10 protein-coding genes and 1 pseudogene are annotated in these 12,839 nt (G+C 67.0%); 7 read left to right on the top strand and 4 right to left on the bottom strand.

The features are described 5' to 3' along the window. The first annotated feature begins 163 nt into the window (after positions 1-163). Positions 164-1,414, top strand: coding sequence for a PPC domain-containing protein (locus tag OU682_RS08205; protein WP_268941585.1), 1,251 nt, complete (start codon positions 164-166; stop codon positions 1,412-1,414). A gap of 68 nt (positions 1,415-1,482) precedes the next feature. Beyond that, complete coding sequence (locus tag OU682_RS08200) at positions 1,483-1,800, top strand: TM2 domain-containing protein (RefSeq protein WP_268941584.1); 318 nt, start codon at positions 1,483-1,485, stop codon at positions 1,798-1,800. 55 nt (positions 1,801-1,855) lie between these two features. On the opposite strand, the gene infC is transcribed toward OU682_RS08200, so the two are convergent. Next, positions 1,856-2,344, bottom strand: a complete 489-nt coding sequence (infC, locus tag OU682_RS08195) for a translation initiation factor IF-3 (RefSeq protein ID WP_268941583.1) — start codon at positions 2,342-2,344, stop codon at positions 1,856-1,858. A gap of 243 nt (positions 2,345-2,587) precedes the next feature. Here infC and OU682_RS08190 point away from each other — a divergent pair, with 243 nt between their 5' ends. Continuing rightward, the gene (locus tag OU682_RS08190; RefSeq protein ID WP_268941582.1) at positions 2,588-3,196 is read left to right on the top strand and encodes a hypothetical protein; all 609 of its coding nucleotides are present in this window, start codon (positions 2,588-2,590) and stop codon (positions 3,194-3,196) included. Continuing rightward, positions 3,193-4,059 carry a glycosyltransferase family 2 protein gene (locus tag OU682_RS08185; protein ID WP_268941581.1) on the top strand — a complete coding sequence of 289 codons (867 nt, stop codon included), beginning with the start codon at positions 3,193-3,195 and terminating at the stop codon, positions 4,057-4,059. Before OU682_RS08190 ends, OU682_RS08185 begins: the two co-directional genes overlap by 4 nt. Positions 4,060-4,259: 200 nt before the next feature. Here OU682_RS08185 and OU682_RS08180 read toward each other — a convergent pair whose 3' ends face one another. Next, positions 4,260-4,763 (bottom strand): SH3 domain-containing protein, encoded by a 504-nt coding sequence (locus OU682_RS08180; protein ID WP_268941580.1) that lies wholly within the window; start codon positions 4,761-4,763, stop codon positions 4,260-4,262. Positions 4,764-5,072: 309 nt separating this feature from the next. Here OU682_RS08180 and gfa point away from each other — a divergent pair. Together gfa and OU682_RS08170 are read left to right on the top strand one after the other, a co-directional pair. Continuing rightward, positions 5,073-5,651, top strand: a pseudogene (gene gfa, locus OU682_RS08175) (S-(hydroxymethyl)glutathione synthase); the annotation flags it as partial. A 395-nt stretch (positions 5,652-6,046) separates the two neighbouring features. Further along, positions 6,047-9,229 carry a DEAD/DEAH box helicase gene (locus OU682_RS08170; RefSeq protein ID WP_268941579.1) on the top strand — a complete coding sequence of 1,061 codons (3,183 nt, stop codon included), beginning with the start codon at positions 6,047-6,049 and terminating at the stop codon, positions 9,227-9,229. 59 nt (positions 9,230-9,288) lie between these two features. Here OU682_RS08170 and OU682_RS08165 read toward each other — a convergent pair whose 3' ends face one another. Both OU682_RS08165 and OU682_RS08160 read right to left on the bottom strand, forming a co-directional pair. Continuing rightward, positions 9,289-10,848, bottom strand: coding sequence for a DHA2 family efflux MFS transporter permease subunit (locus OU682_RS08165; RefSeq protein WP_268941578.1), 1,560 nt, complete (start codon positions 10,846-10,848; stop codon positions 9,289-9,291). Next, on the bottom strand, positions 10,848-12,023 hold the full coding sequence (locus OU682_RS08160; RefSeq protein ID WP_268941577.1) for an HlyD family secretion protein: 1,176 nt from the start codon (positions 12,021-12,023) through the stop codon (positions 10,848-10,850). The genes OU682_RS08165 and OU682_RS08160 overlap by 1 nt, the downstream gene beginning before the upstream one ends. 118 nt (positions 12,024-12,141) lie before the next feature. On the opposite strand from OU682_RS08160, the gene OU682_RS08155 reads away from it, so the two are divergent. Next, positions 12,142-12,828 (top strand): TetR/AcrR family transcriptional regulator, encoded by a 687-nt coding sequence (locus tag OU682_RS08155; protein WP_268941576.1) that lies wholly within the window; start codon positions 12,142-12,144, stop codon positions 12,826-12,828. Positions 12,829-12,839: the final 11 nt, after the last annotated feature.

Here is a 12,839-nt window from a genome sequence, read left to right as displayed (position 1 = left end):
TTGTGGCGTTTGCCTGCCTTGAACCGTTCCGGGACGCGATGGTCAAGCGTCAAGCCCGATTTTGCCGGCAAGCGGAGTGTCTTTCAGCGGCTAACTATTGTTTATCGCCCATGGAAATGCCACGGTCCGCCCGAAATCCGGCACCCGCCGCCAGAGGTCTTCCGTGTTCCATCGCCTTTCCGTCCTTGCCTGCCTGACCGTCCCATCAGCATTTGGCCTGCCCGCCCTGGCGCAGGAAACGCCCCAGTTCTGCGGTGCAACACAGGTCAAGTGGCTGGCCGAGGACGAGGCCGGGCAGGACATCACGTCCGCCGAAGCCCCACTTTCGGCCCGCGTGCAGGTCACCGGCGGGCAGCCGTCCGTTCTGGCCTTTCGCAGCACCGCGGGAAGCCAGGCCCTGCGCATCGAAGCCAGCACGGACAGCGGCGATCCTGCCGTCTCGCTGATGACGGAAGACGGCGACATGATCGCGGAGAACGACGATTCGCCCGGTTCGCTGAATCCCCGCCTGGATGTCTCGGTAGGGCCCGGCGCCTATTGCATCGCGGTCCGTTCGGTCGGCGACAGCAACATGACCGCCACCGTGCAGGTCTCGCGCCCCGAACAGGCGGTGCTGCTGGAGGAGAACGAGGAAAGCACCGGCAGCAACCAGATTGCGGCCTGCACGCCCGATACTCCGGCCGCCCTGCTGGCCGAGGGTGCGCTCGACGGGCAATTGGCCCAGGGGCCGGTCAGCGCGACGCAAGAGGGCACGGAGGTTGGCTATTACCGCTTTACCTTGCCGCAGACTGTACCGTTGACGCTGCGCGCCTCCAGCCCGACGCTGGATTCCTATCTGAAGCTGTTCGACGCCCAGGGCATGCTGATCGCAGAAAGCGACGATGCCGATGGGCTGAACGCGCGGCTGGATTTCCTCTCGGCCTTGACCCCTGGCGAATACTGCATCGGCGCCGCCGCCCTGACGAGGCAGCCGGGCCAACTGACCATCAGCGCCGAAAGGCTGGAACCCGAGAACTTCCTGCGCAATGCCTATCGCAAGGGCGAACTCAGCCCGCCCGCCGACGGAAGCTATCCCGTCCAGCAGATCGACCCGTCGCAGAAACAGAGCGTGATCCTGCATGACGGGACCGCGCAGTGGATGGCCCTGGACCTGGACCAGCCGACAGTGCTGATCATCAGGGGCTATGGGTCCTTTGCGGGCTCCGATCCGCGGCTGGTGCTGTTCGCCGCCTCGGGCGCGCTGGAGGCCGAGAATGACGACGTGGACGGCGGCACGGATGCGCGCCTTGGGCCGGTCCTGCTGGAGCCGGGCCGCTATCACCTGGGCGTCCTCGATGTCAGCCGCAACAACGGCACTGCCGGCCCGATCCGCCCCATCGGCCTGAGGTTCGAGCGTTTTCAGCGGGTCGAGTGATCCTTGCGCGCCACCCGGCGCTTCCTATCTATTCATGGGGCGGATAATCGCCCGGGAGGGAGAGACCTTTGGCGGACAATGTCCAGCAACAACTGCTGATCGAACAGCGCGTGGCGAACGAATCGAAATCGCAACTGGTCGCCTATCTTCTGGCGATCCTGCTGTGGGGATGCGGCGTCCACCGCATGTATCTGGGCCGGTGGGCCAGCGGCATCGTGATGCTGGTCCTGTGGGGCATCGGCTGGTTGACGGCGCCGATCCTGATCGGCTGGATCCCGATCGCCCTTGTCACGGTCTGGGCGGTCATCGACCTGTTCCTGATCCCCGGCATGATCCGCGATGACCAGGCAGTGATCCGCCAGCGCCTGATGGCTGGCCGCCCGTAACAAAAAAGGCCGCGCGGCACGTGCCGGCGCGGCCCTTTTTGTCAGGTCAGGCGGCCTATTTCGGCGCGATCATCATGACCATCTGCCGGCCTTCCAGCTTGGGCATGGATTCGATCTTGCCCGCCTCGCCCACGTCGTCCTTGACGCGGTTCAGCAGTTCCAGGCCCAGATCCTGGTGGGCCATCTCGCGGCCGCGGAAGCGCAGGGTGACCTTGACCTTGTCGCCCTCGCCCAGGAATTTCATGACGGAACGCATCTTCACGTCGTAATCATGGGTATCGGTCCCGGGACGGAACTTGATTTCCTTGATTTCGATGATCTTCTGCTTCTTGCGGGCCTCGGCTTCGCGTTTCTGCTGTTCGTACTTGAACTTGCCGAGGTCCATGACCTTGCACACGGGCGGGGTCGCGTTGGGCGAGATTTCGACCAGATCCAGCCCGGCGTCCTGCGCCATCTGCAGCCCGACCGAGGGCGGCACGACGCCGACATTCTCTCCGTCAGCGCCGATCAGGCGGATTTCGGACACGCGGATGCGTTCGTTCACGCGGGGTCCGGTGTCGCGGGTGGGCGGTGCGTTATGCGGTCGACGGGCTATGGCGATGCTCCTTGGATGGCCAAATCGGAATGAACGGAAAATAAGCGTCAAAGCCCGATGATTCAACCGTATTTGCGGGCGCGCAGGCAATGCGGCCGGATATGGCCCGCCCTGCCCCATCCGCCGCCTTTTCCGCGCGTTTCGGCTGTGCCATAGCTGGCGGCAAATCGACCTATTCAAGGACTGCCCGCCATGCGAATTCTTCTGGCCCTGATCGTGATAGTGCTTCTTGGCGTCGGCGGCTGGTGGATCTGGCAGGATGGCCGTCCACCCCTCGTCGAAAGCCCCGTGGCGACCGAGACCCCGCCCCCCGCCGAAGCCCCGGCCGTGACCGAGGCGACCGAGGCAGCAGCAGATGCAGCGGCCGATGCCGCCGCAGTCGCCGCCGATGCGGCGGCCGAGGCTGCCCAAGCCTCCGAGGAAGCCGGCGTGGCCCCCGTCAGCGACGCCGCCGCCGAGGCCGAGGCCGCCGCCGAGGCCGCGCTGACCGCCGCCGACCGCGCGGCCGAGGCTGCCGCGGCGGCCGGGACCGCCCCCGAGGCAGCCGAGGATGCCGCGACCGCCGCCTCTGACGCCGCCGCAGCCACCGACGAGGCCGCCAGCGCCGCCGCCGCCGCCACGCAGATCCAGTCGCTGCTCACCCCCGAGGGCTTCGATGCCGCTCGTGTCGCACGGATCATCGAGGATGCCGCGATCAGCGACACGCAGAAAGCCACGCTGAAGCGCCTGGTCGAGACTGCGGGGAGCGATCCGGCCCTGCTGCGCCAGGCGCTTGATCAGGTCAAGGCCGTGATGCCGTGACGGCGCACCTGTCGCTGACCGATTTCCTGAAATCGCGTCCTGCGGTCCTGAAGCGCGGCCCGATCGCCATCATCCTTGTCGAGGACGATGCCGTCGTGACGGAAACCCTGCGCCACCATGCGCAGGTCGGCTTTCGGCACATCCTGGCGCTGTCGCCCAGCCCCGTCCCGTTGCCGGAAGACTTGGCGCAGTGCGTCACATGCCTGCACTGGAACACGCGCCGCCCCCATGCCCACCAGGACGCCGTCAACGCGATCCTGGCCGCCGTACCTGCCGGAACCTGGCTTTATTACTGCTACAATGCCGAGTTCCTGTTCTTCCCCTTTTCGGAAACCCGCAGCATCGGCGAACTTCTGGCCTTTCACGCCGAGGAACGGCGCCAGGCGATGCTGACCTATGTGGTCGATCTCTACTCGCCGGACCTTTCCCGCGATCCGAACGCCGTCAGCCTGACCGACGCCATGTTCGACCGCGCGGGCTATTTCGCGCTTGGGCGGAAAGGTCCGGAGGGTCCGCTGGAACGTCAACTGGATTTCCACGGCGGTCTGCGCTGGCGGTTCGAGGAGCATATTCCCACGGCAAGCCGCAGGATCGACCGCATCGCCCTGTTCCGCGCCGCGCCCGACCTGCGCATCGGAGCCGATCGCCGCTTCAACATCCCCGAGTACAACACGTATTCCTGCCCCTGGCACCACAACCTGACCGCCGCCATCGCCTCGTTCCGTGCAGCCAAGGCGCTTGCCACGAACCCTGGCTCCCGCGAGGCCATCGGCAGCTTCCGCTGGCGCAACTCCGAGCCTTTCCAATGGCGGGCACAGCAACTGATGGAACTGGGACTGATAGAGCCGGGTCAGTGGTTCTGATACCCGCCGCCCTGATCTCAGACTCGGCCAGGCCGCCCTTCGGTTTCACGACCTGAAGCATGGGCGTTCAGGGACAGAGGCCTTGATGCCGGTTGAGATCAGGCGAATGGACATGGCAAGCGGGCCTCTGGCGAAGGCGGCTTGCACAAGGAATGCGGAGGCAGCGCGGCGGAGCCGGCCGCGACCGTCAGCCACTCCCCTCAGTCGCCGGTGTGGGCCAGCCCTGCCTGGGGCAGCCAGCCCTCCCACCCCTCCACGCGAGCCTTTTGCCAGCCCTCGACCTTGTACGGGAGCGGACTGATCCCGCATTGCCCGGCCGGCAACTCAGTCACGACGCGCGATTCCGGCGACGGCCAGGCGCGCAGGTTCCGCATGTCGCGGCGCGCCGCGGCGGTGAAGCAGAACTCCGCGTCAGGCAAGGCGGCGATGTAGTGCCGGTGCACCCAACCCGAGTGGTGCCCGTCCTCGACAGGACACCAGGACCCTTCGCAGGCGGCAGTCACTATGAGCCCACAAGAGCCATAGGCAAAACGCTCGCGAATTGCGGCATTCGCGCCCGGCTTGGCCCTCAGGTTCAGCCGGTCGTCAGCACGAACGTTCACGACGCAGTGCTCTGCGCCGCGCACGACCGGCTCCGCGGCCGCTGGCGTGACGGCGCCCAGACAAAGGGCGGGAATGATGAGCGGCAGGGCGAATCTGAGCAATGTTGGCCTCGTGCAATAGGAACCGGCAGCCGGGGCTCTCTTGAGCAGAGTGCCGCCATAGTCAAGGCGGAACCCCCGGGGCAGGCGCAATCCCGGGCCAACGGCAAAAACGCCCAACTACCTATCCGAAGGCATTGCAGCGGGCTGTCTATTCTGCCGCGGATCACGCAGCCAGGACGCGCGCTGCAGGGCGGGCGAGCGTGCCTGGAGAGATGCAGTGGCAACCTTGGAACTGCAACTTTCTGCTAGCTTGCCAATCCCTTCCGCCCGGAGGAGCCTGACATGATCTGGTCATCGGAGGAGAGGACCATGGCGAACACTCAAACCGTTCTTATTCATCCTGCAGTCGACAACGGCATCAAGCGAGGCAAGCCGGACTTTTCCGGAGGCGTTCTGACCTGTCATTGCACCAGCAAGCCCGTGAAGGTCCGTGTAAGTGCCCAGACCGCGCATAACCACGTTTGCGGCTGCACCAAGTGCTGGAAGCCCAAGGGCGCCATCTTCAGCCAGGTCGCCGTGGTGTCGCGCGACGCGGTCCAGGTCCTGGAGAATGGCGACAAGCTGCAGGTGGTCAACAAGGACGCGCCGATCCAGCGTTACGCCTGCACGGGTTGCGGCGTGCACATGTATGGCCGGATCGAGAACAAGGACCACCCATTCTACGGACTGGATTTCGTGCATACCGAATTGTCAAAGGACGAAGGCTGGTCGGCCCCCGAATTCGCCGCCTTTGTCAGCTCGGTCATCGAATCCGGCGTCGATCCGTCCAGAATGGACGGCATTCGGGCACGACTGCGCGAACTGGGGCTTACTCCCTATGACACATTGTCGCCGCCATTGATGGATGCCATTGCAACGCATGCGGCGAAGCGTCAGGCGAAACCTGCGCCAGCCCAGGCCGGACAAAGCGCCCCTGCTGCATCTGCCGAGGCAAGGCAAGGCGCCGCCACGGAAGCGCAATGGAAGTCGGCCCCGACGCCCCCTGCCAAGAAAAACGAATCGATATTTGCGCGGCTTTTGGACAAGCTCTTTGGCGGTGGTCAGCGTCAGGGTTGATGTTCATCACGCGGGACGACGAGACGGGTTCTGCCGATCTCGTCGTCTGCCAGGGCGCTGATCTTCACCTGTTCAATCCCCCTGGTCTGGCCAAGCTTGCGCATCAGGCAAGGCCTGGGGGTCGCGCCGGGTCGTCCTTCCTCCATCGATTGGAACCGATCCCCTGCCGCCGAATTCATTAGGACGACGGGCAGATCCCCTGACCGAAGCGACGATCAGAGGTGCCTATGTCCGAGCCCCTTCCCATTTGCGTCGAGGCCCTGGTCCTTCTTCGCAACCTTGGCCCGGATGACAGGGTCCTGCATGTGACGCGCGACGGCCAGACGGCAGAGGCTCTGGCCGCCTTCCTGCGCGGGGCGCTGCCGGAACGCCGTATCCTCTTTTTCCCGGCCTGGGATTGCCTGCCTTTCGACGGCGCCTCGCCCACGCCGGACGCAATGGGCCGCCGCATGGCCGTCCTGCACAAGCTTCAGGATGCGCGGCCGGGCGACATCGTCGTGGCGCCGCTTTCCGCCCTGCTGCAACGCCTGCCACCGCAACGGGCGGTGCGTTGCCTCCCGGTCCGGCAGGACCAGCATCTGGACGCGGAAGCCCTGGAAGCCTTTGCCCGCCAAGCCGGGTATGTCGCAGATGACCGCGTGGACGAAGCGGGCGAGATCACCCTGCGCAGCGGCACCATCGAGGTCTTTGCCGGCGGCAATGCGCGTCCCTGCCGGATCGAGATCTCGGACGGGACCGTAACGGCGCTGCGCTGCTTTGACCCGGTCACGCAGCGTTCCACCGGTGACATCGACGTGCTTGACATCGTCCCGGTCACGGAGCTGCCACCCGCCGAGCACCCACCGGAGCGCGGGGCCGAACACCGGCTGTCCAAGGCATGGGAGGCCCTGACGATCCTGCCCGACCACATGGCGGGGGCCCGCATCACCGCCCTGCCCGAGACGCTTGGGGCTGCGGACCTGCGGCAGGCGCGGCTGGCCGAGGCCCGGGCCGAGGCGGAAGCGGATGGCGCCCATCCGCTGCCGGTGGACGCACTTTATCTTGGGGCAGAGGAATGGGCGGAACTGGCGTCCCGCGTCGAGCCGCTGCCCGAAACGGAGTGGCGCGCCGTCCCGGCCTTCGCCGCCGCCGCCCGGCCGCGCGCCCGGCTTGCGCAGTTCCTGGCCAGCGAGGGCGTGGAGGGGCGGCAGGTGGTCTTCGTTGCCGGCTCCGAGGCGGAACGGGCGCGCCTTGCGCGCATGGTCGCGCAGGCGGACGGACGTCCTCCCGAACATGCCGCCAGTTGGGCCGAGTGCGAAGCCCATGACCGCGCGGTCCTTCTGGCCGATCTGGCCGAAGGAGCCGTGACCGAAGATCTGGTGGTGGTCACCGCGCAGGACCTGATGGGCAGCCGGGCCGGATCCTTGGACAAGCGCCTTGCGCCCGCGCTGGCCCTGCCGTCCCCGGGCTTTGCCCTGGGCGACATCGTGGTGCACGAAGACCATGGACTGGCCCGCCTGGAAGGGCTGGAGCCACTGGACCCCGATCGTCCGGGGGCCGAGGCGATCCGCCTGACCTTCGCGCAGGACGAACGGCTGATGGTCCCCACCCATGACGCGGGCCGCATCTGGCGCTATGGCACGGCCGAGGCCGGCGTGAAGCTTGACCGCCTGCGGGGGACCGCGTGGGAGAAGCGCCGCGCGGCCACCGCCCAGGCGCTGGCAAGGCTGGCCGATCATCTCGTGGCGCTCACCCGCGCGCGGGACGCCGCGACGGCGCCGAAGCTGGTGCCCCCGGCCCGCGACTATGAGCGCTTTGTCGCCCGCTTTCCCTTTCAGCCGACGCCCGACCAAGCCGCCGCAGTCCGCGCGGTGCTGAAGGACATGGCCTCGGGGCGGCCCATGGACCGGCTGGTGATCGGCGATGTGGGGTTCGGCAAGACCGAGATCGCCCTTCGTGCAACGGCGGCGGCGGTCCTGAGCGGCTGCCAGGTGGCCATCTGCGCCCCAACCACCGTTCTGGCGCGGCAGCATTACGACACGTTCCGCCGCCGCTTCGCCCCCTTCGGGATAAAGGTCGGGCATCTGTCGCGGCTGGTTACCGGTAAACCCGCAGCCGCCGTTCGCGCAGGCCTTGCCGACGGGACGATCCGAATCGCCGTCGGAACCCATGCCCTTCTGGGCAAGACTGTCGGCTTCGAGGACCTGGGCCTTCTGGTCATCGACGAGGAACAACGCTTCGGTTCCACCCAGAAGGAGAAGCTGCGCAGCATGGGCCAAGGGATCCATGTCCTGTCGATGAGCGCGACGCCCATACCGCGCACGCTGCAGGCGGCGCTGGTGGGACTTCAGGATCTCAGCTACCTTCTGACGCCCCCTGCCCGCCGCCGCCCCATCCGCACACTGCTGGCCGACGAGGATGACGCCACCCTGCGCCAGGCGTTGCTGCGCGAACGGCGTCGCGGGGGGCAAAGCTTCGTCGTCGTCCCGCGAGTCGAAGACATCGCATCCGTCGCGGAACGCCTCGGGCGTCTTTTCCCGGACCTGCGCCTGCGCGTCGCCCATGGCGGTCTTTCCGCCCGCGAGATCGACGAGACAATGGTCGGTTTCGCCAGGGGCGAGGGTGATGTCCTGCTGGCGACCGCCATCATCGAAAGCGGGCTGGACGTGGTGCGGGCGAACACGATGGTGATCCTGCGCCCGGCGCTGTTCGGCCTTGCGCAGCTTCATCAGCTTCGCGGCCGGGTCGGGCGCGGCTCGGCGCAGGCTTACTGCTATCTGCTGACGGCCGAGGGCGAGGATCTGTCGGAGACTGCGCAAAAACGTCTTGGAACGCTGCAGGCCATGGACCGGCTGGGCGCGGGGATGGCCATCAGCGCCGCCGATCTGGACCAGCGCGGCGCTGGCGACCTGCTGGGCGACAAGCAGGCGGGCCATGTGCAGCGCGTGGGGCTAGGCCTTTACCAGGAGATGCTGGCATCCGCCCTGCGGCGCGCCAAGGGCGAGGCGGATGCCCCGCCGCCCCCGCAGGTCCCCGGCGAGCCCGGCCACATTCCCGCCGACTACATTCCCGAACCGGAAACCCGCATGGACCTTTACCACCGCGTCGCGCGCGCTTCGAGTTCGGCCGATGTGGCGCGCCTGGCCGACGAGATCGCGGACCGCTTCGGCACCCCGCCCGAGCCGGTTGATACGCTTCTGCGTGCTGCCCGGCTGCGGGCACTGGCCGGAAGCCTGGGGGTGGCGGCCCTCAGCCTCGGCCCCGAGGGTGTGGCGCTGGACTTTCGGCAGGGCGTGCCCGTGGAAGACCTTGCCTCGCAGCTGTCCAGCCTTGACGGGCTGGCTTGCAAGGACATGCGCCTGACGCTGCACCATCCCGGCCCCGAGGATCGGCTGGAGGTCGCCAGCGACCTGCTGGAGCGGATGGCCTGACAAGAGCCTGCCCGTCCGCCGTGGCGACGCAGGCGGCAATCACGCCGCCGCGCACGGTTTCAATGCCCGCCGCCTGACGCTCCCCTTGCGGGCGGCTTCATCGCCAGTGCCATCAGCGCAAGCCCCATGAACAGCATCGTCAGCAGGGTGAAGACGTCGATGAAGGACATGACCGTGGCCTGCCGGGCCACCTTTCCGACCATCTGGGTCAGCGCCCCCTCGGGCGCCAGGCCGTGGCTGGCAAGGTTCTGTTGCATCATCCGAAGCTGGCTCAGCGCTTCGGGATTGGCCCAGTTCACAGCCTCGTCCAGCCGCGCGGTATGCAGCGCGCGGCGGTCGGTCAGCACCGTGTTGATCAGCGCCAGGCCGACCGCGCCGCCCAGGTTCCGCATCAGGTTGTAAAGCCCCGAGGCGCCCTTCATCTTTGCGGGCGGCAGCGTGCCCAGCGCCAGGTTGTTGATCGGCACCATGCAGATCATCAGGGACAGGCCCCTCAGCACCTGCGGCCAGAACAGCTCGTTGAAATCCCAGTCGGCGGTCATCCCGGTCAGCATCCAGGACGACGTCCCGAAACCCACGAAGCCGCAGAGCAGCATCAGCCGCAGGTCCATCTTCGACGACAGAACCCCCGCCAACGGAGCCGACACGAACATCGCAAGGCCTGACACGAAGACCGTCTTGCCGATCATCAGGCTGTCGTAACCCCGGATCGCCGACAGATAGAGCGGGTAGAGATAGGTCATGCCGTAAAGGCCTATCCCCATCACGAAGGAAAAGACCGACCCCACGGCGAAGTTGGTGTTGGCGAAGGCTGAGAGATCGACCAGCGGCTCGTCGCAGGTAAAGGCGCGCCAGAAGGTGACCACGCCGCCGACGATCATGACGACGAACAGCATGGCCACGGCCTCGTCCTGGAACCAGTCGTTGTTCGGCCCCTCCTCCAGCACGAATTCCATCGCGCCCAGGAAGGCCGCCAGCGCCGCCAGGCCGGTCCAGTCGAACTTGTGGAACAGCGACCATTCCGGCTTGTCGAAGTCCACCAGGGCCAGCACGCCGATGGTGATGCCGATGCCGGCGGGCACGTTGACCAGGAACAGCCAGTGCCAGGACAGCGCATGGCTGAGATAACCGCCGACCGTCGGCCCCACCGTCGGGGCCAGCGTCGCGACAAGCCCGATCAAGGGCGAGACGACATTGCGTTTCGCAGGCGGAAAAATCGTGAAGGCCGCGGCAAAGACCGCGGGGATCATGCCGCCGCCCAGGAAACCCTGCACGCCGCGCCACAGGATCATCTCGTTGATCGAGGACGAGGTGGCGCAGAGAAACGACGCCGCCGTGAAGCCCGCCGCCGATATGGCGAACAGATAGCGCGTGGACATCATCCGGCCCAAGAAGCCCGACAACGGGATCATCACCACCTCGGCGATCAGGTAGGAGGTCTGCACCCACGAGATCTCGTCCGAGGAGGCCCCCAGCCCCGCCTGGATTTCCGGCAATGATGCCGAGACGATCTGGATGTCCAGGATCGCCATGAACATGCCGAAGACCATGATGAAGAACGCGGCGACCCGCCGCGGCGTCAGCTCGGGCGCGGCGGCGGCTTCGGCGGGGGCGGTCATCACTCGGCCTCGGCCAGGCGGGCCGTGTCCGTGCCAGCGGCGTCCGTGCCGGTGCGCGTGTCGATCGCGACCTCGACCGACAGGCCCGCGCGCAGGCCGGGCGTGCCCTCGGGCAGTTCGATGCGGACGGGAACGCGCTGCACGATCTTGGTGAAGTTGCCTGTCGCATTGTCGGCGGGCAGCAGCGAGAAGACGGCGCCGGTGGCAGGCGCAACCGACACGACGCGGCCCTCGATTTCCGGACCCTCGAAGGCATCAACCGACAGGCGGGCGGTCTGGCCGGCGCGAACCTCGGCCAGTTGCGTTTCCTTCAGGTTGGCCTCGACATACATTCCCCGATCGGGAACCACCGCCGCCAGACGGGCGCCCGCGCTGACCAATTCGCCCTGCTTGATCGCGATATTGGCGACCGTTCCGTCGAAAGGTGCGCGAAGGACGGTGAAGTCCAGGTCGCGCCGGACCTGCGCCACGGCAAGCTCCAGTTCGCGGCGGCTCGCCTCGGCCTCGGCCCGCTGCGCCTTCAGAACCTCCACTTGGGCCCCGGCGCCGGTGATCGCGGCGCTTGCCGCATTGCGGTTGGCCTCGGCCGTTGCCAGAGCCTCGTTAGCGTCGTCCAGATCCGCCTGGGAGGTCACGCGGCGCTCCGCTAGGCCCCGGGCCCGCTCGGCCGAGGTGCGGGCTGCGATCAGCACCGCCTCGGAGGCGGCAAGCTGCGCCTCGGCCTGGACGACATTGCTTTCGGCCGCAGCGACCTGCGCGTCGATCCGTGTCAGGGTGCTAGACAGTTCCGCAAGCCTGGCCTGCGCCTGCTCCAGCGCGATCCGGTAATCGCCATCGTCGATGCGCAGCAGCACGTCGCCCGCCCGGACATGCTGGTTGTCGGCAACCGGAATGTCTACGACATAGCCGGTGATCTTGGCCGAGATCAGCGACAGATCGGCCTGGACATAGGCATCGTCGGTCGAAACCAGGAAGCGCCCCTCGCTCCACCACTGCCAACCCTCGTAGCCGCCTGCCAGCAGGGCAACCAGCGCAAGCCCGCCCCCGATCATCTTCTTGCGACCCCTCGCAACGCGCGGCTGCGGCGCGGGTGTGTCGGACGCAGCCGGGACGACCGCGTCGGTCGCAGGCGTCACGACAGGCTGATCCGCCTCGGGTCGTTCATGACGGGACATCGAAAGCTTACCTGGCTTGAAGTGGATATCGAACCAACTGGTTCGATGGCGACAATAGCGCCGCGCGGCGGAAATTTCAATATTCCATCGAACCCTGCGGTTCGATTAGGATCGGACCATGACCCATGACCCCTCTGCTTCTCCGGAAGCCCCTTCCCGCCGCCACGCCGCCGGAGAGGACCCCCGCAAGCGCGAACAGATCCTTGCCGGTGCCTGGCACGAGTTCATGGAAAAAGGCTTTGACGCCGCCACCATGAACGGGATCTGCCGCGCGGCGGGCGTGTCCAAGGGGACGCTCTATGTCTATTTCCGCGACAAGGAGGACCTGTTCGTCGCCCTTGTCGAACATCGCCGCGCCCAGATCGCCGAGCAGTTGCGCGCCGCCCTTGCGATCCCCGGCGATATCGAGGCGCGGCTGACCGCCTATGCCGTCGCGCTGATCAGGATGCAGACCTCGTCCGATGTGCTGCGGGCGCAGCGGATCGTGGTGGCCATGGCCGAACGGATGCCCGACCTTGCCCGCCGCTTCTACGATGCCGGGGCACGGCAGGTGCTGGGCAGCCTTGGTCGCTGGCTGATCGAGGCGGAGGAAGCGGGCCTTTTGCGCATCCCCGACGCCGAACGCGCCGCGCAGCAGTTCACCGAACTGGCCATGGCGGGCGTCTGGCGACAATGCCTGTTCGGCCTGCGCCAGGAGCCACCCGACCAGGCCGAGATCGACTCGCTTGCCGCGGATGCCGTGCGGATCTTCATGGCGGCGCATCGCCTGCCCGGGCCGTCCGCGCTGCCCCGTCCCGATGCCTGACTGGACGCCAA

It is taken from the genome of Paracoccus benzoatiresistens, assembly GCF_026913015.1.
Classification (GTDB): domain Bacteria; phylum Pseudomonadota; class Alphaproteobacteria; order Rhodobacterales; family Rhodobacteraceae; genus Paracoccus; species Paracoccus benzoatiresistens.
Note: the sequence above shows the minus strand (reverse complement) of the source record. Positions and strands in the feature narration are given on the sequence as shown.

What these genes read in the sequence shown, in the direction of transcription:
- OU682_RS08190 (WP_268941582.1), top strand. Translation starts at nt 2,588, where the DNA reads ATGCGAATTCTTCTGGCCCTGATCGTGATAGTGCTTCTTGGCGTCGGC.
- OU682_RS08170 (WP_268941579.1), top strand. Translation starts at nt 6,047, where the DNA reads ATGTCCGAGCCCCTTCCCATTTGCGTCGAGGCCCTGGTCCTTCTTCGC.
- OU682_RS08165 (WP_268941578.1), bottom strand. Translation starts at nt 10,848, where the DNA reads ATGACCGCCCCCGCCGAAGCCGCCGCCGCGCCCGAGCTGACGCCGCGG.
- OU682_RS08155 (WP_268941576.1), top strand. Translation starts at nt 12,142, where the DNA reads ATGACCCATGACCCCTCTGCTTCTCCGGAAGCCCCTTCCCGCCGCCAC.
- OU682_RS08160 (WP_268941577.1), bottom strand. Translation starts at nt 12,023, where the DNA reads ATGTCCCGTCATGAACGACCCGAGGCGGATCAGCCTGTCGTGACGCCT.